The sequence below is a fragment of the Enterobacter sp. Li2LvB3 genome (genome assembly GCF_056156645.1).
In genome coordinates this window covers 1-23,982 of sequence record NZ_JBSICG010000018.1, presented here as the reverse complement: position 1 = coordinate 23,982, position 23,982 = coordinate 1, and the positions used below count along the sequence as shown (strand labels likewise).

Annotated in this window: 21 protein-coding genes; 4 read left to right on the top strand and 17 right to left on the bottom strand. The window is 53.2% G+C overall.

Features of this window, described 5'->3' with window-relative positions:
- Positions 1–4: 4 nt before the first annotated feature.
- The 13 genes from nuoM to lrhA form a co-directional block, all read right to left on the bottom strand.
- Entirely contained in the window at positions 5–1,534 is a 1,530-nt protein-coding gene (gene nuoM / locus ACS603_RS15415; protein ID WP_474944529.1) for an NADH-quinone oxidoreductase subunit M, read from the bottom strand.
- Between the two features lie 76 nt (positions 1,535–1,610).
- On the bottom strand, positions 1,611–3,452 hold the full coding sequence (gene nuoL, locus ACS603_RS15410; RefSeq protein WP_315686265.1) for an NADH-quinone oxidoreductase subunit L: 1,842 nt from the start codon (positions 3,450–3,452) through the stop codon (positions 1,611–1,613).
- Positions 3,449–3,751 (bottom strand): NADH-quinone oxidoreductase subunit NuoK, encoded by a 303-nt coding sequence (nuoK, locus tag ACS603_RS15405; RefSeq protein ID WP_003861496.1) that lies wholly within the window; start codon positions 3,749–3,751, stop codon positions 3,449–3,451. The genes nuoL and nuoK overlap by 4 nt, the downstream gene beginning before the upstream one ends.
- Positions 3,748–4,302, bottom strand: coding sequence for an NADH-quinone oxidoreductase subunit J (gene nuoJ / locus ACS603_RS15400; RefSeq protein ID WP_182061860.1), 555 nt, complete (start codon positions 4,300–4,302; stop codon positions 3,748–3,750). The genes nuoK and nuoJ overlap by 4 nt, the downstream gene beginning before the upstream one ends.
- A 10-nt stretch (positions 4,303–4,312) precedes the next feature.
- The gene (nuoI, locus tag ACS603_RS15395; RefSeq protein ID WP_014071104.1) at positions 4,313–4,855 is read right to left on the bottom strand and encodes an NADH-quinone oxidoreductase subunit NuoI; all 543 of its coding nucleotides are present in this window, start codon (positions 4,853–4,855) and stop codon (positions 4,313–4,315) included.
- A 13-nt stretch (positions 4,856–4,868) separates the two neighbouring features.
- Positions 4,869–5,846 (bottom strand): NADH-quinone oxidoreductase subunit NuoH, encoded by a 978-nt coding sequence (gene nuoH / locus ACS603_RS15390; protein ID WP_006176509.1) that lies wholly within the window; start codon positions 5,844–5,846, stop codon positions 4,869–4,871.
- On the bottom strand, positions 5,843–8,566 hold the full coding sequence (nuoG, locus tag ACS603_RS15385; protein WP_182061861.1) for an NADH-quinone oxidoreductase subunit NuoG: 2,724 nt from the start codon (positions 8,564–8,566) through the stop codon (positions 5,843–5,845). The genes nuoH and nuoG overlap by 4 nt, the downstream gene beginning before the upstream one ends.
- Before the next feature lie 55 nt (positions 8,567–8,621).
- A complete protein-coding gene (gene nuoF, locus ACS603_RS15380) occupies positions 8,622–9,959 on the bottom strand; it encodes an NADH-quinone oxidoreductase subunit NuoF (protein ID WP_182061862.1) in 1,338 nt (445 codons plus the stop codon).
- On the bottom strand, positions 9,956–10,456 hold the full coding sequence (gene nuoE / locus ACS603_RS15375; protein ID WP_014071107.1) for an NADH-quinone oxidoreductase subunit NuoE: 501 nt from the start codon (positions 10,454–10,456) through the stop codon (positions 9,956–9,958). The genes nuoF and nuoE overlap by 4 nt, the downstream gene beginning before the upstream one ends.
- 2 nt (positions 10,457–10,458) lie before the next feature.
- Positions 10,459–12,261, bottom strand: a complete 1,803-nt coding sequence (gene nuoC, locus ACS603_RS15370) for an NADH-quinone oxidoreductase subunit C/D (protein WP_014071108.1) — start codon at positions 12,259–12,261, stop codon at positions 10,459–10,461.
- Between the two features lie 89 nt (positions 12,262–12,350).
- Positions 12,351–13,025 (bottom strand): NADH-quinone oxidoreductase subunit NuoB, encoded by a 675-nt coding sequence (gene nuoB / locus ACS603_RS15365; RefSeq protein WP_003861482.1) that lies wholly within the window; start codon positions 13,023–13,025, stop codon positions 12,351–12,353.
- A 15-nt stretch (positions 13,026–13,040) separates the two neighbouring features.
- Entirely contained in the window at positions 13,041–13,481 is a 441-nt protein-coding gene (gene nuoA, locus ACS603_RS15360; protein WP_014071109.1) for an NADH-quinone oxidoreductase subunit NuoA, read from the bottom strand.
- 623 nt (positions 13,482–14,104) lie between these two features.
- Complete coding sequence (gene lrhA / locus ACS603_RS15355; protein WP_182061864.1) at positions 14,105–15,049, bottom strand: transcriptional regulator LrhA; 945 nt, start codon at positions 15,047–15,049, stop codon at positions 14,105–14,107.
- 947 nt (positions 15,050–15,996) lie between these two features.
- On the opposite strand from lrhA, the gene alaA reads away from it, so the two are divergent.
- Both alaA and yfbR read left to right on the top strand, forming a co-directional pair.
- Entirely contained in the window at positions 15,997–17,211 is a 1,215-nt protein-coding gene (alaA, locus tag ACS603_RS15350; protein ID WP_003861471.1) for an alanine transaminase AlaA, read from the top strand.
- A 94-nt stretch (positions 17,212–17,305) separates the two neighbouring features.
- Positions 17,306–17,905, top strand: coding sequence for a 5'-deoxynucleotidase (yfbR, locus tag ACS603_RS15345; RefSeq protein WP_182061865.1), 600 nt, complete (start codon positions 17,306–17,308; stop codon positions 17,903–17,905).
- 54 nt (positions 17,906–17,959) lie between these two features.
- Here yfbR and ACS603_RS15340 read toward each other — a convergent pair whose 3' ends face one another.
- The 4 genes from ACS603_RS15340 to yfbV form a co-directional block, all read right to left on the bottom strand.
- Positions 17,960–19,792, bottom strand: coding sequence for an SLC13 family permease (locus ACS603_RS15340; RefSeq protein WP_474944528.1), 1,833 nt, complete (start codon positions 19,790–19,792; stop codon positions 17,960–17,962).
- 77 nt (positions 19,793–19,869) lie between these two features.
- A complete protein-coding gene (locus ACS603_RS15335; RefSeq protein WP_315686272.1) occupies positions 19,870–20,529 on the bottom strand; it encodes a sugar phosphatase in 660 nt (219 codons plus the stop codon).
- Positions 20,530–20,540: 11 nt separating this feature from the next.
- Complete coding sequence (locus ACS603_RS15330; RefSeq protein ID WP_182061868.1) at positions 20,541–21,035, bottom strand: YfbU family protein; 495 nt, start codon at positions 21,033–21,035, stop codon at positions 20,541–20,543.
- Between the two features lie 93 nt (positions 21,036–21,128).
- The gene (gene yfbV / locus ACS603_RS15325; RefSeq protein WP_014071115.1) at positions 21,129–21,584 is read right to left on the bottom strand and encodes a terminus macrodomain insulation protein YfbV; all 456 of its coding nucleotides are present in this window, start codon (positions 21,582–21,584) and stop codon (positions 21,129–21,131) included.
- Positions 21,585–21,921: 337 nt separating this feature from the next.
- Here yfbV and ackA point away from each other — a divergent pair, with 337 nt between their 5' ends.
- On the top strand, positions 21,922–23,124 hold the full coding sequence (gene ackA / locus ACS603_RS15320; protein ID WP_182061869.1) for an acetate kinase: 1,203 nt from the start codon (positions 21,922–21,924) through the stop codon (positions 23,122–23,124).
- Positions 23,125–23,200: 76 nt separating this feature from the next.
- Positions 23,201–23,982: AAA family ATPase (locus ACS603_RS15315; protein WP_474944527.1), on the top strand; the 782-nt coding region annotated here is incomplete at its 3' end.

The following is a 23,982-nucleotide window of genomic DNA, read 5'->3' as shown; positions in this document are numbered from 1 at the left end:
CGAATTACGGCCTTGTAGTAGAAGCAGAATTAACAAACCACTGCTGGATGTTACCCATCGCGGAATGCGAGGTATCCAGAATCGGCTGTGGATAGAAGCCCAGCAGCACCAGCAGTACGACCAGCAGCAGGATGATGAACAACTCACGCAGCGACATCCCAGGCAGTTCTTGTGCAGCAATCTCACTCTTCGCTTTACCGAAGTAAGCGCGGTGCAGCATCGCCAGTGAGTACACAGAAGCAAACACCAGACCGAAGGTGGAGACAACGGTAATCATCGGAACCACTTTGAAGCTGCCGAACAGAATCATAAATTCGCCGACGAAGTTACCGGTGCCTGGCATCCCCAGGGTGGCAACAGCGAAGAACATGGACAGCGCTGGCAGCCATTTCATTTTGCCCCACAGGCCGCCCATCATACGCATGTCACGAGTGTGCAGACGTTCGTACAGCTGGCCACACAGGATGAAGAGGCCGGCTGCGGACAGACCGTGCGCAATCATCTGGATAACCGCGCCCTGGTACGCCAGCTGGCTGCCGGTATAGATAGCAATCAGCACGAAGCCCATGTGGGAAACGGAGGTGTAAGCAATCAGACGCTTGATGTCGTACTGCGTAAACGCCATCCAGGCACCGTAGAAGATACCAATCACACCCAGCCACATGGCAATCGGTGCGAACTCAGCGGAGGCGTTCGGGAACAGCGGCAGAGCGAAACGCAGCAGGCCATAGGCTGCGGTTTTCAGCAAGATACCCGCCAGGTCAACGGAACCCGCCGTTGGTGCCTGAGAGTGCGCATCTGGCAGCCAGCCGTGCAGCGGAACCACCGGCATTTTCACCGCGAAGGCGATGAAGAAGCCCAGCATCAGCAGATATTCAACACCGTGAGACATTGGTGTCTTCAGCAGATCCTGATAGTTGAAGGTCCAGATACCGGTCGCGTTGTGGTGAACAAACACCAGCGCCAGGATCGCAATCAGCATTACCAGACCACTCGCCTGGGTATAGATGAAGAACTTGGTTGCCGCCGTGATACGCGTTTTACCGTCGGATGCCTTATGGCCCCACAGCGCGATCAGGAAGTACATCGGCACCAGCATCATCTCCCAGAAGAAGAAGAACAGGAACATGTCGATGGCAAGGAACACGCCGATGACGCCGCCCAGGATCCACATCAGGTTCAGGTGGAAGAAGCCCTGGTATTTTTCGATTTCTCGCCAGGAACAAAGTACCGCCAGAACACCGAGCAGACCGGTCAGCACGACCATCAGCAGCGACAGACCGTCGATCGCCAGGTGAATCGTAATGCCGAAACGTGGGATCCACGGCAGGATAAACTCAGACTGCCACTGCGGAATACCCGCAGACTGGGTCAGAGAGTAACCACCCTGCAACCAGAGTTGCAGACCAAGCGCGAGCGTTAATCCCATGGTGATCAGCGCGATCCAGCGCGGCATCTTCACGCCAAAGCGTTCAGTCTGCCAGCACAGGAAGCCGCCGATGAAGGGAATTAATATTAGCCAGGGTAGTAACATGGCGATTTACATTCCTTTTTAAGGCCCCCAGCAGGGGCCTGATTTTCAACGAATTCGAATAAAATTCACTTAACGATCAACGCAACACCATCAGCAGCGCCAGCACGACAACCGCACCGATGCTCATGGACGCCACATACCAGCGCAGGTAACCGTTCTCGCTGTACAGCAGGCCTTTACCTGCAAAGCGGGACAGGATCGCCGGGATATTCATCATGCTGTTCAGTGGATCGCGCTTCACCAGCCACGCAACACCCAGGAACGGCTTGACGAAAATCATGTCGTACAGCCAGTCGAAGCCCCACGCGTTGTACCACCAGGTGCCCAGCAGACGGCCTGGCGCACTGTTGGCAACAGAGGTTACCAGCGTCCGTTTACCCAACCACAGCCATGCCGCAATCAGGATGCCCGCGATAGCGACCACACCAGAGGTGATTTCAAGCGTCAGAACGCGACCGTGCTCAAGCTCGGTTGTCGCCGGCAGTACGCCCTGCAACGGTGGCACAATCATCGCGCCAACGAAGGTGGAAAGTACCAGCAGCACAATCAGCGGCAGGTGGTGGGTAATCCCCTTCCCTGCGTGAGCATGAATTTGTTCTTTACCGTGGAATACGATGAAAATCATACGGAAGGTATACAGAGAGGTCATGAACGCACCGACCAGACCTGCAACCATCAGATTGATATGACCATTCGCCATGGCACCCGCAAGGATTTCGTCCTTACTGAAGAAGCCCGCGGTAATCAGCGGCAGTGCCGCCAGCGCCGCGCCGCCCACCAGGAAGCAGACATACACCAGCGGGATGGACTTACGCAGTCCGCCCATTTTGAAGATGTTCTGCTCGTGGTGGCAGGCCAGGATCACGGAACCGGATGAGAGGAACAGCAGCGCTTTAAAGAAGGCGTGCGTCATCAGGTGGAAAATTGCCGCGTCCCATGCCTGAACACCCAGTGCCAGGAACATGTAACCAATCTGGCTCATAGTGGAGTACGCAAGAACACGTTTGATGTCGGTCTGAACCAGCGCGGCAAAGCCTGCCAGCACCAGCGTGACCGCACCCACAATACCCACCAGATGCAGAATTTCCGGAGTCATCAGGAACAGACCGTGGGTACGCGCAATCAGGTAAACACCCGCGGTAACCATGGTCGCTGCGTGGATCAGCGCGGAGACAGGGGTTGGACCCGCCATCGCATCTGCCAGCCATGTCTGCAACGGCAGCTGTGCGGATTTACCCACAGCACCACCCAGCAGCATCAGCGTTGCCCACATCAGCATGTTGTTGCCTGCTTCGAAGTGAGCCGGCGCCAGTTCCACCATTTCGCGGAAGTTCAGCGTGCCCAGTTCGTTGTAGAGAATGAACAGCGCGAAAGCGAGGAACACGTCACCCACACGGGTCACGACGAACGCTTTCATGGCCGCTGCGCCATTCTTCGGATCGGTGTAGTAGAAACCGATCAACAGGTAAGAACACAGACCCACGCCTTCCCAGCCCAGATACATCAGCAGCAGGTTATCGGCCAGCACCAGAACCACCATGCTTGCGATAAACAGGTTGGTGTAGGCGAAGAAGCGGGAGTAACCCTCTTCACCGCGCATATACCAGGAGGCGAACATGTGGATCAGGAAGCCCACGCCGGTCACCACGGAGAGCATGGTCAGAGACAGACCATCCAGCACCAGGTTGAAACCGATGTTGAAATCACCGACCGACATCCAGGTCCACAGCGGCACGCTAAAAGGCTGACGTCCGTTGTTGAAGAAATCGATACCCGCGTACGCTGTTACCAGCGCCGCCAGACCGATGGAGCCAATGCCCACGGTAGCCGACAGATTCTCAGACCAGCGGCCACGAGAAAATGCCAGCAGCACGAAGCCAATCAGCGGAAAAATAATGGTTAAGGCAAGCATGTTCATCCACGCAACTCACTTACTGAATCGATGTTCAGGTTCTGGCGGCGACGATGGAGCTGCAACAACAGCGCCAGGCCAATACTCGCTTCGGCAGCCGCGAGGCTGATGGCGAGAATGTACATCACCTGACCATCGGTCTGGCCCCAGTAGCTACCGGCAACCACAAAGGCCAGCGCGGAAGCGTTAATCATGATTTCCAGGCCGATCAGCATAAACAGCAGATTGCGGCGGATAACCAGACCGGTCAGACCCAGAACGAATAAAATCGCCGCGAGGATCAGTCCATGTGTTAAGGGGATCATGCGCGTTCCTCCGTTTTTCTTTTCGCGCGGTCGTCAGTGCGGTTGCTCAGCACCTCGCCAACACGCTCTTCGCGGCCAACGTGGAAAGCAACAACCAGGCCTGCCAGCAGCAGCATCGAGGCCAGTTCAACCGCCAGAACGTACGGACCAAACAGGGAAATACCCACGGCTTTCGCGCTGATTGGCGTGCCGTCGATGCCCTGGTCGTTCACGCCCAGAATGGCGTAAACGATCACCGCCAGCATGATGGCCGACAGAATTGCCGGGCCAATCCACACCTGCGGTTTTAACCACTGACGTTCCTGCTCAATTTCTGAGCCGCCCAGGTTCAGCATCATCACCACGAAGACGAACAGCACCATGATGGCCCCGGCGTAGACGATGATTTCCAGCGCACCAGCAAAATGCGCGCCCAGCGCAAAGAACACCCCGGAAATAGCCAGCAGCGAAATGATTAAATAGAGCAGCGCATGCACCGGGTTGGTGTGCGTAATCACTCGCAGCGTAGCCAGGATGGCGATAAGGCCACAGATATAAAAAGCGAATTCCATTGCCCTCTCCTTACGGTAACAGGCTCTTGACGTCGATAGGCTTAGCTTCGTTCTCTGCTTCGCCCTTATCTTTGCCGTCGATTGCCATACCCGCCATCCGGTAGAAGTTATATTCCGGGTATTTGCCCGGACCGGAAATCAGCAGATCCTCTTTCTCGTACACCAGATCCTGACGCTTGTACTCACCCAGTTCGAAGTCTGGAGTCAGCTGAATCGCCGTGGTTGGGCACGCTTCTTCACACAGACCACAGAAGATGCAGCGTGAGAAGTTGATGCGGAAGAACTCAGGATACCAGCGGCCATCTACCGTCTCTGCTTTTTGCAGAGAGATACAGCCTACCGGACACGCTACCGCACACAGGTTACAGGCAACGCAGCGCTCGGAACCGTCCGGATCGCGCGTCAGCACAATACGACCACGGTAGCGCGGCGGCAGATATACCGGCTCTTCCGGGTACATCTGGGTTTCGCGTTTGGCAAACGCGTGCAGGCCGATCATCCAGATACTGCGTAGCTGGGTGCCGGTGCCTACCAATAATTCTTTTAAGGTCATGGTCTAAAGCCCCTTATGGCTGCTGCCAGAGAATGACAGCTGCCGTTACCAACAAGTTGACGAGCGTCAGCGGCAGGCACACTTTCCAGCCGAAGGACATTACCTGGTCATAACGAGGACGCGGTAAGGACGCACGAATCAAAATGAACATCATCATGAAGAACGCGGTTTTCAACGCGAACCAGATGAACGGCGGTAAGAACGGGCCATGCCAGCCACCAAAGAACAGCGTTACCATCAACGCGGAAATGGTGACAATACCGATGTACTCGCCCACGAAGAACAGACCGAATTTCATACCGGAATATTCAATGTGGTAACCGTCGGCCAGTTCCTGTTCGGCTTCTGGCTGGTCAAACGGGTGACGGTGACACACTGCCACGCCCGCGATAGCAAAGGTAACAAAACCAAAGAACTGCGGGATAACGTTCCAGATGTCGGCCTGGTTGTTGACGATGTCGGTCATGTTGAATGAACCGGCCTGCGCCACCACGCCCATCAGGGAAAGACCCAGAAATACTTCGTAGCTCAGCGTCTGCGCAGAAGCACGCATTGCACCCAGCAGGGAGTATTTGTTGTTACTGGACCAGCCTGCGAACAGCACCGCGTAAACCGCGAGACCTGCCATCATCAGGAAGAACAGAATGCCGATGTTCAGGTCAGCCACAACCCAGGTCGGGCTGACAGGAACGATAGCAAACGCCAGCAGCAGCGAGGTAAAGGCGATCATCGGTGCCAGAGTAAAGATCACGCGATCCGAGAAGCGCGGGATCCAGTCCTCTTTAAAGAACATCTTGATCATGTCCGCGACCAGCTGGAGTGAACCACCCCAGCCCACGCGGTTCGGTCCGTAACGGTTCTGGAACAGACCGAGCAGACGACGTTCACCAAAGCTCATGAATGCACCGCAGGTGACCACCACCAGCAGAATCACAACCGCTTTCAGAATGCTCAGCAGGATGTCGATAAGGTCCGGCGTTAACCAACTCATGCTTTTGCCTCCTGCAAGTTATCAAGACGCGCGCCCGCCAGTACCGGAGCGATGCCAGGCATCCCCATTGGCAGACCCACCTGCCCTGCTGTCAGACCTTCGGAGATAATCAGCGGCAGGCTGATTGTCTGGCCATCGTAGCTAAAGGCAATGTTCGCGCCCGCATTCACGCCAAGCTTCGCGGCGTCTGCCGGGTTGAGCTTGATGTAAGGCTGCGGCATACGTTGCTGGAATACAGGAGAACGCTGGGACATTTCGTCGCTACCAAACAGATGGTAGTACGGCGCAATACGCCAGTTACCTTCCTGAGCCTGGAAGCTTGCCGGTACGGCGCTGAAGAAATCCAGACCGCTTTCGGAGGCTTCAATCAGACGCACACCCGGATCGCCGTGACGCAGGGAGCCACCCACTTCTGCCTGGAACTTGTTCCATGCCTGTGGGGAGTTCCAGCCCGGTGCCCATGCGAACGGAACCTGAGAGCGCGGCGCAGACGGCTGGTTGTTCCCTTCCATAGAGAAGGCGAACATCGTGTCTTTGTCCTGCGGCTGACGAGGTTCATGCACGCTGATGTTGGCACGCATTGCGGTACGACCGCTGTAACGGTGTGGTTCACGCGCCAGTTTCTGGCCGCGAATACGGAAGCTTGCGTCAGGTGCAGCATCTTTGATGCCCGCCAGCTGAGGCAGCTTTTCCACAACCGCGTCGATAACGTGGTCAAGCTGCGTCCAGTCCACTTCACGGCTCTGCACGGTGCTGTCCAGGGAGTGCAGCCAGCGCCAGCTTTCCAGCATAATGGTGTTGCTGTCGTAGTACGCCGGGTCATAAACCTGGAAGAAGCGCTGTGCGCGGCCTTCGTTGTTAATCACCGTACCGTCGCTTTCTGCGAAGCTTGCCGCAGAGAGCACCAGGTGCGCTTTATCCATAATCGCGGTGCGCTGATGGTCAATCACCATCACCAGCGGTGCTTTTGCAAGCGCAGCGTCAACGCGTGCCGCAGAGGCATGACGATGCAGGTCGTTCTCAAGCACGATAACCGCGTCAGCAGCACCGGTTTCCAGTTCGCTTAACGCTGCGTCCAGAGAACCGCCGCCAATCATACCCAGGCCAATGCTGTTCACCGCACGGGCAATCATGGTCACGCCAACGTCTGAACCGCGGCCTTTCAGGGCTTTGGCAACGTTTGCTGCAGCCTGAACGATCTCAACGCTACCGGCATTAGTACCGGAAATAATCAGCGGTTTCTTCGCACCCGCCAGCGCCTGAACAATCACGTCAACCTTGTTTTGCAGGTCGCGATCCAGTTCAACTGCCGGAGAGTTGCTGTCCAGCGCGTGTGCAATGGCAAAGCCGAGACGGGCCTGGTCTTCAACCGGCGCGCGGTAGGTCCACGCTGCGATATCATCCAGACGGGTATCATCAATGCTGGTAACAAACAGAGGATGCTTGGCGCGCTGGCCGATATTCAGGATTGCCGCAATCTGCCAGTCAGCCACTTTCTGGGCTGCCGCCATTTCGCGTGCTTTACCTTTCACCGCCTGGCGAACCGCCAGAGCCGCGCGAGCGCCGGTCTGAGTCAGGTCTTCACCTAACACCAGAACTGCATCATAGGATTCGATTTCGCGCAGCGCAGGAGTATGAATACCGCCTTCGCGCAGCACTTTCAGCACCAGTTGCAGACGTTCCTGCTCGCCCTGGGCGATACCGGTGTAGAAGTTTTCAGCTCCAACCAGTTCACGCAGCGCGAAGTTACTTTCGACGCTGGCACGTGGGGAGCCGATACCGATCACTTTCTTCGACTGGCGCAGAATATCTGCCGCGCCCTGCATCGCTTGTTCAGCGTTCAGGGTGATCAGGTCATCGCCACGGCGCTGAACCGGCTGACGCGGACGGTCTTTCAGGTTCACATAGCCATAACCGAAACGACCACGGTCGCACAGGAAGTAGTGGTTAACGGTACCGTTATAGCGGTTTTCGATACGACGCAGTTCGCCGTAACGTTCACCCGGGCTGGTGTTACAACCAAGGGAGCACTGCTGGCAGATGCTTGGTGCAAACTGCATGTCCCATTTACGGTTGTAGCGCTCGGAGTGGGTTTTGTCCGTGAATACGCCGGTCGGGCAGATTTCTACCAGGTTACCGGAGAATTCGCTTTCCAGCGTACCGTCTTCCGGACGACCGAAGTAGACGTTGTCATGTGCGCCATATACGCCCAGATCCTGACCGTCTGCATAGTCTTTGTAGTAACGCACACAGCGGTAGCAGGCGATGCAGCGGTTCATTTCGTGAGAGATGAACGGCCCCAGATCCTGATTGCGGTGGGTACGTTTGGTAAAGCGATAGCGACGGAAGCTGTGACCGGTCATAACGGTCATATCCTGAAGGTGGCAGTTACCGCCCTCTTCACAGACCGGACAATCGTGCGGGTGGTTGGTCATCAACCATTCCACAACGCTTTCGCGGAACTGTTTGGCTTCTTCATCGTCAATCGAAATAAAGGTGCCTTCGGTAGCTGGCGTCATACAGGACATCACCAGGCGACCACGCGTGTCTTCCGCGTTTTGATATTGCTTCACCGCACACTGGCGGCAAGCACCGACGCTGCCCAGCGCCGGATGCCAGCAAAAGTACGGAATATCAAGGCCGAGCGACAGACAAGCTTCTAGCAGGTTGTCCGCCCCGTTGACCTCGTATTCTTTGCCGTCTACATGAATCGTAGCCATTAGCATGCTTCCAGTTGGCTCAGATTAGCTCTGAGCGTTAATCAAAATTCTGTCTTTACCAGCGCGCTTTCAGCAGGTTCGGCTGAATACCATTAATTGAATGGGTATTGCTGAACGGCTGCTTGATGCCTGCTTCGAATTCGTCGCGGAAATATTTAATCGCGCTCTGCAATGGCTCTACAGCACCCGGTGCGTGGGCACAGAAGGTTTTACCTGGGCCCAGGAATCGACACAGTTGCTCAAGTGTCTCGATATCGCCCGGCTGGCCTTCGCCACGTTCAATAGCACGCAGGATCTTCACGCTCCACGGCAGACCATCACGGCACGGTGTACACCAGCCGCAGGACTCACGGGCGAAGAACTCTTCCAGGTTACGTACCAGCGACACCATGCCGATCTCGTGGTCGACAGCCATCGCCAGCGCCGTACCCAGACGGCTGCCTGCTTTACCAATGCTTTCGAATTCCATTGGCAGATCAAGGTGGGCCTCGGTCAGGAAATCTGTCCCTGCCCCGCCTGGCTGCCAGGCTTTGAATTTCAGCCCGTCACGCATCCCGCCTGCATAGTCTTCAAGAATTTCGCGCGCGGTCGTGCCAAATGGCAGCTCCCAGACACCCGGGTTCTTCACGCGGCCAGAGAAGCCCATCAGCTTGGTACCTGCATCCTTACTTGAAGAGATGCCCTGATACCACTCCACGCCATTGGCGAGGATTGCCGGGACGTTACACAGGGTTTCGACGTTGTTTACGCAGGTCGGTTTACCCCATACGCCAGAGCTCGCCGGGAACGGTGGCTTGGAACGCGGGTTCGCACGACGGCCTTCAAGGGAGTTAATCAGCGCGGTTTCTTCACCGCAGATGTAACGCCCTGCACCGGTGTGCACGAACAGTTCGAAGTCAAAACCGGTGCCCAGAATGTTTTTACCCAGCAGACCCGCTTCGGTCGCTTCGGCAATCGCGCGACGCAGGTTTTCTGCCGCTTCGATGTACTCACCGCGCAGGAAGATGTAGCCACGGTACGCTTTCAGCGCGAACGCGGAGATCAACATGCCTTCCACCAGCAGGTGCGGCAGCTGTTCCATCAGCAGGCGGTCTTTATAGGTGCCCGGCTCCATTTCATCGGCGTTACACAGCAGGTAACGGATGTTCATGGACTCGTCTTTCGGCATCAGACTCCACTTCAGACCGGTGGAGAAGCCCGCACCGCCGCGCCCTTTCAGGCCAGCGTCTTTCACCACATTAACGATGTCGTCCGGTGCCATGCCACCCAGGGCTTTACGCGCACCGGCATAGCCGTTTTTGCTTTCGTATTCTTCAAGCCATACCGGCTGTTTGTCATCGCGCAGACGCCAGGTCAGCGGATGAGTCTCAGCAGTACGAATTACAGTTTTCATTTGTACTGCTCCAGAAGGTCAGGAATGGCTTCCGGCGTCAGATGGCTGTGAGTGTCCTCATCAATCATCATGGTCGGCCCCTTGTCGCAGTTACCCAGGCAGCAGGTTGGCAGCAGGGTAAAACGACCGTCGAACGTGGTCTGGCCCGGTTTGATATCGAGTTTCTTCTCAATAGCAGCCTGAATGCCCTGATAACCCGTAATGTGACAAACCACGCTGTCACAGTAGCGGATCACGTGGCGGCCAACCGGCTGGCGGAAGATCTGGCTATAGAACGTTGCCACACCTTCTACGTCACTTGCCGGAATACCCAGCACTTTTGCGATCTCATAGATCGCCCCATCCGGCACCCAACCACGCTGTTTCTGTACGATTTTCAGCGCTTCAATGGACGCCGCACGCGGGTCTTCGTAGTGGTGCATCTCGTGCTCAATGGCGGCACGTTCTGCTTCACTCAGCTCAAAAGCCTCGGTCTGTGGTTGTTGATTTTCGTGCATAATTAGCGGTCCACATCTGACATAACAAAATCGATACTACCCAGATACACAATCAGGTCAGAGACCAGACTGCCGCGGATAGCGGCCGGGATCTGCTGCAAGTGCGCGAAGCTTGGCGTACGCACACGGGTACGGTAGCTCATGGTGCTGCCGTCGCTGGTCAGGTAGTAACTGTTGATACCCTTGGTCGCTTCGATCATCTGGAAGGATTCCTGCGCCGGCATGACCGGGCCCCAGGACACTTGCAGGAAGTGCGTGATAAGGGTTTCGATATGTTGCAGCGTGCGCTCTTTCGGTGGCGGCGTCGTCAGCGGGTGATCCGCTTTGAACGGGCCTTCCGGCATGTTGTTGAGGCACTGCTCAAGGATGCGCAGACTCTGGCGCAGCTCTTCAACTTTCAGCATCACACGGGTGTAGCAGTCGGAAACGCCGCCGCCAACCGGGACTTCAAAGTCGAAGTTCTCGTAACCAGAGTAAGGACGGGCTTTACGCACGTCGAAATCAATACCGGTCGCACGCAGACCTGCCCCTGTTGTACCCCACTCCAGCGCTTCTTTCGCACCGTAAGCGGCAACGCCCTGGGAACGGCCTTTCAGGATGGTGTTACGCAGCGCGGCTTTCTCGTAAGAAGCCAGACGTTTTGGCATCCAGTCGAGGAATTCACGCAGCAGACGGTCCCATCCGCGCGGCAGATCGTGTGCCACACCGCCGATACGGAACCAGGCCGGGTGCATACGGAAACCGGTAATCGCTTCTACCAAATCGTAAATTTTCTGACGGTCAGTAAAGGCGAAGAAGACCGGGGTCATCGCGCCAACGTCCTGAATGAACGTGGAGATGTACAGCAGGTGGCTGTTAATACGGAACAGTTCTGAGAGCATCACGCGAATCACGTTAACGCGATCTGGCGTAGTGATACCTGCCAGTTTCTCAACGGCCAGCACGTATGGCATTTCGTTTACGCAGCCGCCGAGATATTCGATACGGTCAGTATACGGAATGTAGCTGTGCCAGGACTGACGCTCGCCCATCTTCTCAGCACCACGGTGGTGGTAGCCGATATCCGGTACGCAGTCGACAATCTCTTCACCATCGAGCTGAAGAATAATACGGAATGCACCGTGCGCAGACGGGTGGTTTGGACCGAGGTTAAGGAACATGAAGTCCTCGTTTTCGGTACCACGCTTCATGCCCCAGTCTTCCGGCTTGAAGGTCAGCGCTTCCATCTCCAGATCCTGCTTGGCTTTGGTCAGCTCAAACGGGTCGAATTCAGTGGCACGCGCCGGGTAGTCTTTACGCAGCGGGTGGCCTGTCCAGGTCTGCGGCATCATGATGCGCGTCAGATGTGGGTGGCCGTCAAAGGTCATACCGAACATTTCCCAGGTTTCACGCTCATACCAGTTGGCGTTCGGGAAAAGTTTGGTGATCGTTGGCAGATGCATGTCGTTTTCAGACAATGCCACCTTGAGCATGATATCCGTGTTGCGGTCTATTGAGATCAGGTGGTAGAAAACGGAAAAATCCGCAGCAGGGAGGCCCTGGCGGTGGGTACGCAGACGTTCATCCATGCCGTGTAAGTCAAACAGCATGACGTATGGTTTTGGCAATTTCTTGAGGAAATCGACGACTTCCAGTAATTGTTCACGCTTCACCCAAACAACGGGTACCCCGGTGCGGGTGGCCTGAACAGTAAAGGCATCCGGCCCAAAACGGTTGCGCAGCTCGCCAATGACCGGGTCATCCAGATGATCCCGGGTTTGCCATGCGGCTTCTTGCGCGGTTAAGTCGGTCATATTGTTCACCATTGCAAATGGTCCGTGGTGACTGTCAAGCCTGGCTTCGCGCTATTTGAGTAGTGATATGCGAAGGTGTTCTCCAGGCCTACAGGCGCAAATTAAATTTCGTCAGGCGTACGCAGATTGGTGACGGCAATACGTTCACCGCGTTTACGCTCGCGCTCAGACTGCATGTTGGCGCGATACACACCCTGATCGCCTACGACCCAGGAGAGCGGACGGCGTTCTTTACCGATGGACTCCTGCAACAGCATCAGAGCCTGCATGTAAGCTTCCGGACGTGGCGGACAACCTGGGATGTACACATCCACGGGAATGAACTTATCAACGCCCTGCACAACGGAATAAATGTCGTACATACCGCCTGAGTTTGCACATGCGCCCATGGAGATAACCCATTTTGGCTCCAGCATCTGGTCATAAAGACGCTGAATGACAGGTGCCATTTTGGTAAAGCATGTACCGGCTACCACCATCAGGTCGGCCTGACGTGGGGAAGCACGCAGTACCTCTGCCCCAAAACGCGCAACGTCATGCACCGCAGTGAATGACGTCACCATTTCAACGTAGCAGCAAGAAAGGCCAAAGTTGTATGGCCAGATGGAGTTCTTACGACCCCAGTTGACCATATCGTGCATGGCGTGCTCGAGCTTGCCCATGTACACGCTTTTATTGACTTCTTGCTCCAGGGGGTCGGTTACGATCTCCTGTTTTTGCAGGGGGTAACGGTCATTCTCACCGTTAGGATCTATGCGGGTGAGCGTATAATCCATCTTATTGCCTCGCTGTTACTGCTGACGATTAGAGATACTGTTTTCCGGGTTGATGTGTTCACGACGTGAACGCACAGGCGTCCAGTCCAGCGCGCCGATACGCACCAGATAAACCAGACCGGCCAGTAGCACTAAAATGAAAATTGCGGCCTCGACAAAGCCCACCCAACCACTTTCGCGGATGGAGGTAGACCATGCGAAAAGGTAAAGCGCTTCAACGTCGAAGATGACGAAGAACATGGCTACCAGGTAGAACTTGGCAGACAGGCGTAAGCGAGCGGAACCTACTGAATCAATGCCTGATTCGAAAGGTGTGTTTTTGTGCCTTGCGCGGGCGCGACCGCCCAGGAACCAGCCGCCGACTAACATCAGGCAGCACAGGCCAATGGCTACAATAAGAAAGATTGCGAATGCCCAGTGATGAGCGATGACTTCTGTGGATGTTGACATACTCATTGCTTACTCATCAAAAGTGATACCGACGACACTGCTCTTGCTGGCAGATGGGCATCACATCGATTCATGGGGAGGAACAAATAACCTTACACTAACTGTCGGAAATGAGGCGTAGACAGCAAAATGATGTGGTTTTTTACTCCTTTCTATAACCTTTTGTCAACTTTAACAAAGGTTTCTTCACATTAAATTACATCGAACGATTCCCATTAACATTTCATGCCATTTAACCCTGGTGGGTGCCTGACTTTACGTCAACAGCATGTTGTTGAATCGTGTCCGTTTTGGAAGTAAAAAAAATAACCCTCCTATTTTGACAGGATTTGCCAACGATTCCTCCCCCCAAATAGGAGTATTTTCTTGATCTGAGACACGCTTTTGTTAATTCAATCAAAAAAACGGCAACATATTTCCCGTTTTTTTAACATGAACACCCCAGAAAGGAACTGAGAACAGAAATTGTTTAAATTTTAAACCAATCACACTAACTTAATGATAATTAATATTTATTTTCATAACCCTTATTTTGACGAAGGTTATTTTTATCAAAAAAAAACCACTCCGTGAGAAAATCACGCGAGTGGCTCTTTTTTACACTTACATTTTGTTACCAGAAATTTGAGCTATTGATCACTCAAATCCCCTTGAACCACCAGGGAGTCGCCCCCCCCTTCGGGAGTAACATGCTCATATTGCCAGGGGTTATGGTAGTTTTCCATGGCCTCAAACACGACCTTCGCCAGTTCGTTATTGCTGGACGCGTTGTGGCAGAGCAAGTATTCCGTATCCGGCAGTACCGGAAGACCGTCGGCTTTACCCAATACGCGCAGATCCGGGCTCATCATCTCTACCGGACGAGCCGTTACGCCAAGCCCCGCTTTCACGGCGGCACGCACTGCTGGCAAGGTCGACGCCACATAAGCCAGACGCCACGGGATATTGGCTTCATTCAGCGCTGAAATCACCATATCGCGGAACGGGCTCGGCTCATCGAGCAAGACCAACGGAATAGCCTCACCTTTTTGCAGAACATATTCGGCTGCGCAATACCAATGTGTTGGTGAGGTCCGTAACGTCAGACAATCAAATTGCCCAGGACGATGTGTAGTCACCACCAAATCAACTTCATTCTCCTTCAACATATCCACCATAAAGGCGTTACGTTTTACGCTAACATCTAGCGCAAGTTTCGGATAAACCGAACTAATACGGTTGAGAAGGAAAGGCAATATGGTATCAGCGGATTCATCAGATGCGCCTAATGTTAGCACTCCCTGAAGGTTGCTAAACATTAATGACATACATGCTTCATCATTAAAGCGAAGTATTTTCCTGGCATAACCTAAAAGCTGAATACCGTGCTCAGTTAAAAGTTTATTACGCCCATGGCGTGCAAAAAGCTCTTTACCGACCAGTTGTTCCAGCCTTTGCATTTGTTGGCTAACGGCTGACTGGGTACGGCAAACTGCGGCAGCAGCTGCTGCAAAAGTGTTGAGATCGGCGACCGCAACAAACGTTCTCAGCAGATCGAGGTCGAGATTCATTATCGGACGATTTGCATTTATCATATCTATTCACTTACAGGTTGCTCGTGCGGAGCTGCCCGGGTTGAAGCTGTGTAACAGTTAAACAATTCCTTCTGAAGGATTTCCCTCGCATCCCGGCCCGGCAGACTGCCTGACAGATAGTTATTGTGCTGCTGTGAACCAACAGTCAGAAATCACGTTTCATGACGTTATTTTTATTCTCTAAAACGTTCAGGATATTTAGATGTTTGCAGGTTTATGTAAATTCCATTAAAGGAAATGCACATTACCTGCCATCTTGATCGCAGCGCTGTTAACGTAGCAGGATGTAGTTTACACATTCCCGCCAGAGATAACTCTAACAATAACAATCAATTATATAAAAAAAGTTGATTCAGATAGGCAATACATGAGTATCTCTCATCTACTCTTCTGAAAGACATCTTAACCCAAATCCACTTTATTTATAAGTATTATTGCAATATTCAGGATTTAACAGGGCTGGTAAGCAACTTAACTAATTTTATTAAAATTAACGAAAGTTGCATTTTCATCGGTAATAATAAATAAATTTTAATTTAGATTAAGGTTATTCATTAATAACACTTAACATTAATTTTACATGGACAACTTTTAACCCTGTTAATCAATATAATGCGCAACACCCCTTAAAACTCAGGTTTTACGAAAAGTCACGCAGGGAAACTGCTCTGCAGTTCCCCGTCTTGCAGATCTGAGCTTTATTTATTCCAGCATAAAATGCAACAAATCAATACATAAAAAGCACAATAAACCTAATTCCACACTAAATACGTTACTTTAGTGCAGGCAAATCGTTTACGAATAGGGTAATAGATTGCAAAGAATTTATCCCATTGTGCAAAATCTTCTTCTGTACGCCCTTCAAAACGACGCGAGGTGGGAGTACATTGTTCCGTGCTGACTTCCACGGCAGGGAGTGGCAATAATAGCGAAAAGGTTAAAGGTTCATGTCCCCTATCGAAAAATCCAGCAAACTAGATAACGTCTGTTATGACATTCGCGGCCCGGTTCTCAAAGAGGCAAAACGTCTCGAAGAAGAAGGCAACAAGGTTCTGAAGCTCAACATTGGTAACCCCGCGCCATTTGGTTTTGAAGCGCCGGATGAAATCCTGGTTGATGTGATCCGCAACCTACCTACTGCGCAAGGTTACTGCGATTCCAAAGGACTCTACTCAGCACGTAAAGCCATCATGCAGCATTATCAGGCGCGTGGGATGCGTGATGTGACCGTGGAAGATATCTATATCGGTAACGGCGTTTCCGAACTGATCGTACAGGCGATGCAGGCACTGTTGAACAGCGGTGACGAAATGCTGGTTCCGGCACCGGATTACCCACTGTGGACGGCAGCCGTGTCGCTGTCCAGCGGTAAAGCGGTGCACTACCTGTGCGATGAATCCTCCGACTGGTTCCCGGATCTGGATGATATCCGCGCCAAAATCACCCCACGTACGCGCGGGATTGTGATTATCAACCCGAACAACCCAACGGGTGCGGTGTACTCCAAAGAGCTGTTGATGGAGATCGTAGAGATCGCCCGCCAGCACAACCTGATCATTTTCGCTGACGAAATCTACGACAAGATCCTGTATGACGCAGCGCAGCACCACTCTATCGCCGCGCTGGCCCCAGACCTGTTAACCGTCACCTTCAACGGCCTGTCAAAAACCTACCGCGTGGCGGGCTTCCGTCAGGGCTGGATGGTTCTGAACGGCCCGAAAAAACACGCGAAAGGTTATATCGAAGGGCTGGAAATGCTGGCGTCTATGCGCTTGTGCGCAAACGTCCCGGCGCAGCACGCGATCCAGACGGCGCTGGGCGGTTACCAGAGCATCAGCGAGTTTATTGTCCCTGGCGGGCGTCTGTATGAGCAGCGCAACCGTGCATGGGAACTCATCAACGATATTCCGGGTGTGTCCTGCGTGAAGCCAAACGGCGCACTTTATATGTTCCCGAAAATTGACGCTAAGCGCTTCAATATTCATGACGATCAGAAAATGGTGCTAGATTTCCTGCTTCAGGAGAAAGTGCTGCTGGTTCAGGGGACTGCGTTTAACTGGCCGTGGCCGGATCACGTGCGTATCGTTACCCTGCCGCGCGAAGATGATCTGGAAATGGCCATCAGCCGCTTCGGGCGTTTCCTCTCCGGTTATCATCAGTAATCTTAAAAATCAGGCTACTTCGGTAGCCTGATTTGCATCTTGCCTCCCCTCCCCGCACAATGAAACCTGTCGCAGTGAAGACAAAAGGTAACCTATGAGTCAGAGCCATTTCTTTGCCCACCTCTCCCGCCTAAAGCTCATCAACCGCTGGCCGCTGATGCGCAATGTGCGCACTGAGAATGTGTCAGAACACAGTTTGCAGGTCGCGATGGTCGCCCACGCGCTGGCAGCCATTAAAAACCGTAAATTTAACGGACAAGTCAACGCAGAACGCATTGCCCTGCTGGCGATGTACCATGATGCGTCAGAAGTTCTGACCGGGGATTTACCCACCCCGGTGAAATATTTCAATTCGCAAATTGCCCAGGAATATAAGGCCATCGAGAAGATTGCTCAGCAGAAGCTGATCGACATGGTGCCGGAAGAGTTACGCGATATCTTCGAGCCGCTAATCGATGAGCATAGCTACACCGAAGACGAGAAATCACTGGTGAAGCAGGCAGATGCGCTGTGCGCCTATCTGAAGTGTCTGGAAGAGTTGTCAGCGGGAAACAACGAATTTTTACTGGCAAAAACGCGTCTGGAGAAAACGCTGGAGTCCCGCCGCAGCGATGAGATGGACTATTTTATGCAGGTGTTTGTGCCGAGCTTCCATCTATCGCTGGACGAGATTAGCCAGGATTCGCCGTTGTAATTTTTTTGCCGGGTAGCGGCTTCACCTTACCCGGCCTATGTTTCTGCGCTGGCGCTAAAACGGGAATAAAACCGGAATTAACACCACGCACACCACCATCACCAGCACCGTAAATGGCACCCCAATCTTCACGAAATCACTGAATTTATAGTTACCCGGCCCCAGCACCAGCGTGTTAACCGGTGAAGAGACAGGCGTCATAAAGGCCGCCGACGCCGCCATCGCCACCATCATGGCAAACGGATAAGGCGAGACGCTCATTGATTTCGCCATCGCCAGGGCAATGGGCGCCATTAATACGGCTGTTGCGGTGTTTGAGATAAACAAGCCAATCGCGGCACACATAACAAACAAGCACACCATCATCATATAAGGCCCGTAGCCACCGCCAACGTCCATCAACCCTTTCACAATCAAGTCCACACCGCCGGTTTTTTGCAGCGCCAGCGCAAAGGGCATCATCCCGACGATAAGAATAATGCTCGGCCAGTGAACGGCTTTGTAGGCGCTTTCCGCATCTATGCAACGGAATTTACCCATTAGCAAACAAGCAATAATTGCCGCCACCGGATTGGGGATCTCGTCGGTAAGCATCAGAGCAACCATCAGCACCAGGCAAAAAATCGCATGAGGTGCCTGGCTGTGAGCAGGTGAGGCATCGCTCTCTTCAATGGGCATGTTGAGCACCACAAAATCACGGCCTTTTTGCCCCAGCTGGCTGATAAGCTTCCAGTTGCCCACGACCAGGAAGATATCTCCCAGCAGAATAGGTTCATCGACCACGGCGCCTTCAAGCGCCACGCCGTCACGCTTCAGACCAACAACATTCAGGCCGTAGCGGGTACGAAAACCAATTTCGCGGACGGTTTTGCCCAGCAGTTCCGATTCAGGAATAAGTGAGACTTCTGCCATGCCCACATCCAGCGCCTGATCCGAAAAATACTCGCCGCGCAGAACCATGGGCTCAAGCAGCTGTTCGCTGCAAAACTCGCGCAGATCGACGTCTGCCGTGGACATATCAATCAGCAAAACATCGCGCGCACGGAATTCTGATACCCCGTTAACATTGACAATAACCCGACGAAAGCGACGCCAGCGCTCCACACCGATAACGTTCGCGCCGTAACGCTCGCGCAGCCTGAGGTCATCAAGCCGCTGACCAACCATCGGCGAACCCGGGCGGATCGCCAGGCGGCGGGCCCGGCCAGTCAGGCGATACTCTTTAATCAAATCGCGGAAGGTGCGCCGCTTCCAGCCATCTTTCGCTTTATCCTGTTTTTCGCCCTTTAGCGCAAAACGGGTTAACAGCATATAGATAACGCCCAGAACCAGAATCACCAGCCCAAGCGGGGTGACGCTAAAAAAGCTAAACCCCTGCAACCCTTCGCGGATTAACTCACTGTTGACCACCAGGTTTGGCGGCGTGGCCACCAGCGTCATCATGCCGCTGATAAGCCCGGCAAAGCTCAGGGGCATCATCAGACGTGACGGCGAGGTCTGCATTCGCATGGAGACACTCAGGACAACCGGAATGAAAATGGCCACCACGCCGGTTGAACTCATAAACGCGCCCAGCCCGGCAACGGTTACCATCAGGTAGACCAGCATTTTGGTTTCACTGTTACCCGCAACCTTGACCAGCCACGCCCCCATAATGGTCGCCACACCGGTGCGCACCAGGCCATCACCGATAATAAACAGGGCCGCAATCAGAATGACGTTAGGGTCACTAAACCCTGAGAAGGCTTCAGGCAGCGTGAGCGTGCCGCTCAGTACAAAGGCAACAATGACAAACAAGGCGATGGCGTCCATGCGCACCTTGCCTGTGGCAAAGAGAATGATGGCGATTAAAAGCAGGCTGAGGACCCAAATCAGTTCACCGTTCACAACATATCCTTGTCAGAGGGATCAAAGGAAAAGAGTGCCATAAAAAAGCCCCAACAAAGTGGGGCTAAATCATGGGATTACATTTTCAACGAGACAGTTACAACTCCGTCAGGCGACTTAGAGACCGCTATCGCCGTCAGAGAGCTGAGGACAAAATCGGCTTCGTCCAGCCGGGGAGAGTCCGCCGGTACGTTAACCGCGATAACGTGGCTGCCGGCATTCAAACCAGCCAGAACACCGGCCGCCGCATCTTCCACCACGACACACTCTGCGGGTGCAAGCCCCAGTAACTCAGCGCCCAGTAAAAATGCATCAGGCTCTGGTTTGCCGCGCTTAACGCGTTCTGCGGTAATAAACACTTCAGGCTTAGGTAAACCTGCTGCTTTATGACGCGCATGTGCAACAGGGATTGAACCCGATGTCACGATAGCCCACGGGATGTGCGCTTCGTTCAGATGTTCAAGCAGTTCACGCGCACCAGGAAGTGCAACGATCCCGTCAGTATCTGTCGCTTCAATTTGCTCAAGATATTTGAACTCCGCCTGAATCTCTTCCTCCGGGCTCCCCGCCAGGAAATGGCGCAACGAGGTAATGGCCTGTTTGCCATGGATGAAATTCAATACTTCCTGGTGGTCTATGCCATGCCTGTCGGCCCAATGGCACCAGGAGCGCTCCACAACCGGCAGCGAATCCACCAGCGTACCGTCCAGATCAAACAGAAAACCTTTACACTGCACATGCACCTCCGTCAGGCATTAATGATTTGTTGAATTTCGTTGCTACTTAAATGGTACTGGCGCGGGCAGGAGTGCCAGACGCTCAACATACGCTGGTATTTTTCCCACATTGGAGTCTGCGCATTAAAACCGTGTGTGCCCGCATCAAAGTGGGTATAACGCCCTTCTGTGTTCACCATAAAGCGCACATAGCTGAGATAACGCGCTTCAGTTGCAGCATCAAAACCCAGGAACGTGACGCGACGTTCATCGATGGACTGCTGATCTTTGAGATTGGTCCAGGAAACGTTCAGTGCGTGATACATCTCCATGATATCGATAACGGTACGGCAGGTTTCTTCTTTAAGCTCGCCAAACTCGCGATCCAGTTCGCGCATCTGCAAACCAAACCCGCGTTCAACGATAGTCTGCAAGCGGCTGTAGCGCTCAGCGTTGTCGGGATCAAGCATAGTCATCATCTTGTACTGGTTAGACAAAATCAGACGTTGAGCATGGGTCATTTCCATCTTTCGACTCCTGTAGCGCATTGCACTTAAAAAAAAAAGACACGGTAACTGTTTGTTACTGTGCCTTCTTTTAATAGTCGTTTCGATGATCAATCACAAATCATCGAGGAATGTTTTATCAAGTTGTTTAAATGCTCGCTTAAGGGTATCGGCCAGCGCCTGATAATCCGGTTTACCTTCAACCGGGGCTAACGCCTGCCCTGCCTCTTCAAGTTTTCCGCGAACTTCATAAAACCAGTGTAAAATTGTTGGTGGCAACGGCGTTACCGAACGTTTGCCTAACCACCACAGGCCCTGCATTGGCAGGCTCAGCGCAAACAGCGCTGTGGCAACGGCCGGCCCAAGCTGGCCACCCAGTGCAATTTGCCAGCACAGGGTAAAGATAGCCACAGGCGGCATAAAACGAATCGCATAACGCGTGGCGCGTATCACGCGATTCTCAACGAACATTGGCGCAAGGCGCTTTTCCATGGGCCACGTCTTTGCGTAATGCTGGCCCCGACGAAACAGACTGAAAAAGCTCACGGAGGGGATCTCAGGTGTCGACATGGCTGTACCTCAACTTCACATATAAAAATTAAAATTTTCGTGCAAAACCACAACAAGCTATGACAACGTTCAAAATATTTTGTCATCGCTACCCAGTATCGGGTATTCTGTGCCAGCCTGATAGGGCCTTAGACGAGAATCGTTAACTCGTCAAATTATCGCATATTATGCCATTGTCTGAAAAATGTTCAAAATGGCATAAAATCATATGTATTTCTTCCATCATGCCAGAATGTTCGTTCGGCATGATGTTAATCATAAATGTCTGGGTCCGATTGCGTTACGCTTCACGACTCACTGACGTTTTTTTAGCCACGTATCAATAATAGGTACTTCCATGTCGAGTAAGTTAGTACTGGTTCTGAACTGCGGTAGCTCCTCACTGAAATTCGCCATCATCGATGCGCTCAACGGTGACGAGTACCTCTCTGGTTTGGCCGAATGTTTCCACCTGCCAGAAGCACGTATCAAGTGGAAGATGGACGGCAGCAAACAAGAAGCGGCTTTAGGTGCAGGCGCCGCTCACAGTGAAGCGCTGAACTTTATCGTTAACACTATTCTGGCACAAAAACCAGAACTGTCTGCTCAGCTGACTGCGATTGGTCACCGTATCGTCCACGGCGGCGAAAAATACACCAGTTCCGTGGTGATCGACGAATCTGTGATCCAGGGTATCAAAGACTCTGCATCCTTCGCGCCGCTGCACAACCCAGCTCACCTGATCGGTATCGCTGAAGCACTGAAATCCTTCCCGAATCTGAAAGACAAAAACGTGGCCGTATTCGATACCGCGTTCCATCAGACTATGCCGGAAGAGTCTTACCTGTATGCCCTGCCGTACAGCCTGTACAGAGAGCACGGCGTACGTCGTTACGGCGCGCACGGCACCAGCCACTTCTATGTCACTCAGGAAGCGGCAAAAGTGCTGAACAAACCGGTTGAAGAAGTGAACATCATCACCTGCCACCTGGGCAACGGCGGTTCTGTTTCTGCTATCCGCAACGGTAAATGTGTTGATACCTCCATGGGCCTGACCCCACTGGAAGGTCTGGTGATGGGTACGCGTTCCGGTGATATCGACCCGGCGATTATCTTCCACCTGCACGACACCCTGGGCATGAGCGTTGATCAGATTAACAAGATGCTGACCAAAGAGTCTGGCCTGCTGGGTCTGACCGAAGTGACCAGCGACTGCCGTTATGTTGAAGACAACTACACAGATAAAGCAGACGCTAAACGTGCAATGGACGTTTACTGCCACCGTCTGGCTAAGTACATCGGTTCTTATACTGCACTGATGGAAGGTCGTCTGGACGCGGTTATCTTCACCGGTGGTATCGGTGAAAACGCCGCAATGGTCCGTGAACTGTCCTTGGGTAAACTGGGCGTTCTGGGCTTCGAGGTTGATCACGAACGTAACCTGGCTGCCCGTTTCGGTAAGTCTGGTTTCATCAACAAAGAAGGCACCCGTCCTGCTATCGTTATTCCAACTAACGAAGAGCTGGTCATCGCGCAAGACGCGAGCCGCCTGACAGCCTGATTCCACACCGCCAGCTAAGCTGGCGGTGCTGTTTTGTAGCCCGCCCAATTTCGGCGGTAACGAAAGAGGATAAACCGTGTCCCGTATTATTATGCTGATCCCTACCGGAACCAGCGTCGGCCTGACCAGCGTCAGCCTTGGCGTTATCCGTGCTATGGAACGCAAAGGCGTTCGTCTGAGCGTCTTTAAGCCAATCGCCCAGCCACGTGCCGGTGGCGATGCGCCTGACCAGACCACCACCATCGTGCGCAAGAACTCCAATCTGCCAGCAGCTGAACCGCTGAAGATGAGCCACGTTGAATCTCTGCTTTCCAGCAACCAGAAAGACGTGTTGATGGAAGAGATCATCGCCAACTACCACGCCAGCACGCAAGATGCAGAAGTGGTACTGGTTGAAGGCCTGGTGCCAACGCGCAAGCATCAGTTTGCCCAGTCTCTGAACTTTGAAATCGCGAAAACGCTGAATGCTGAAATCGTCTTTGTGATGTCCCAGGGTACTGATACTCAGGAACAGCTGAAAGAGCGTATCGAACTGACTCGCAGCAGCTTCGGCGGCGCGAAAAACACCAACATCACCGGCGTTATCGTTAACAAACTGAACGCACCGGTTGATGAGCAGGGTCGTACTCGCCCTGACCTGTCCGAAATCTTCGACGACTCTTCCAAAGCGAAAGTGGTTAAAGTTGACGCGGCTAAACTTCAGGAAGCCAGCCCACTGCCTGTTCTGGGCGCGGTGCCATGGAGCTTTGATCTGATTGCGACCCGTGCAATTGATATGGCGCGTCACCTGAACGCTACCGTAGTTAACGAAGGCGACATCAACACCCGCCGCGTGAAGTCTGTCACCTTCTGTGCGCG

Excerpts from the sequence above, each read along its gene's own strand:
- nuoM (WP_474944529.1), bottom strand. The coding sequence starts at position 1,534 with ATGTTACTACCCTGGCTAATATTAATTCCCTTCATCGGCGGCTTCCTG.
- nuoL (WP_315686265.1), bottom strand. The coding sequence starts at position 3,452 with ATGAACATGCTTGCCTTAACCATTATTTTTCCGCTGATTGGCTTCGTG.
- nuoK (WP_003861496.1), bottom strand. The coding sequence starts at position 3,751 with ATGATCCCCTTAACACATGGACTGATCCTCGCGGCGATTTTATTCGTT.
- nuoJ (WP_182061860.1), bottom strand. The coding sequence starts at position 4,302 with ATGGAATTCGCTTTTTATATCTGTGGCCTTATCGCCATCCTGGCTACG.
- nuoI (WP_014071104.1), bottom strand. The coding sequence starts at position 4,855 with ATGACCTTAAAAGAATTATTGGTAGGCACCGGCACCCAGCTACGCAGT.
- nuoH (WP_006176509.1), bottom strand. The coding sequence starts at position 5,846 with ATGAGTTGGTTAACGCCGGACCTTATCGACATCCTGCTGAGCATTCTG.
- nuoG (WP_182061861.1), bottom strand. The coding sequence starts at position 8,566 with ATGGCTACGATTCATGTAGACGGCAAAGAATACGAGGTCAACGGGGCG.
- nuoF (WP_182061862.1), bottom strand. The coding sequence starts at position 9,959 with ATGAAAACTGTAATTCGTACTGCTGAGACTCATCCGCTGACCTGGCGT.
- nuoE (WP_014071107.1), bottom strand. The coding sequence starts at position 10,456 with ATGCACGAAAATCAACAACCACAGACCGAGGCTTTTGAGCTGAGTGAA.
- nuoC (WP_014071108.1), bottom strand. The coding sequence starts at position 12,261 with ATGGTGAACAATATGACCGACTTAACCGCGCAAGAAGCCGCATGGCAA.
- nuoB (WP_003861482.1), bottom strand. The coding sequence starts at position 13,025 with ATGGATTATACGCTCACCCGCATAGATCCTAACGGTGAGAATGACCGT.
- nuoA (WP_014071109.1), bottom strand. The coding sequence starts at position 13,481 with ATGAGTATGTCAACATCCACAGAAGTCATCGCTCATCACTGGGCATTC.
- lrhA (WP_182061864.1), bottom strand. The coding sequence starts at position 15,049 with ATGATAAATGCAAATCGTCCGATAATGAATCTCGACCTCGATCTGCTG.
- alaA (WP_003861471.1), top strand. The coding sequence starts at position 15,997 with ATGTCCCCTATCGAAAAATCCAGCAAACTAGATAACGTCTGTTATGAC.
- yfbR (WP_182061865.1), top strand. The coding sequence starts at position 17,306 with ATGAGTCAGAGCCATTTCTTTGCCCACCTCTCCCGCCTAAAGCTCATC.
- ACS603_RS15330 (WP_182061868.1), bottom strand. The coding sequence starts at position 21,035 with ATGGAAATGACCCATGCTCAACGTCTGATTTTGTCTAACCAGTACAAG.
- yfbV (WP_014071115.1), bottom strand. The coding sequence starts at position 21,584 with ATGTCGACACCTGAGATCCCCTCCGTGAGCTTTTTCAGTCTGTTTCGT.
- ackA (WP_182061869.1), top strand. The coding sequence starts at position 21,922 with ATGTCGAGTAAGTTAGTACTGGTTCTGAACTGCGGTAGCTCCTCACTG.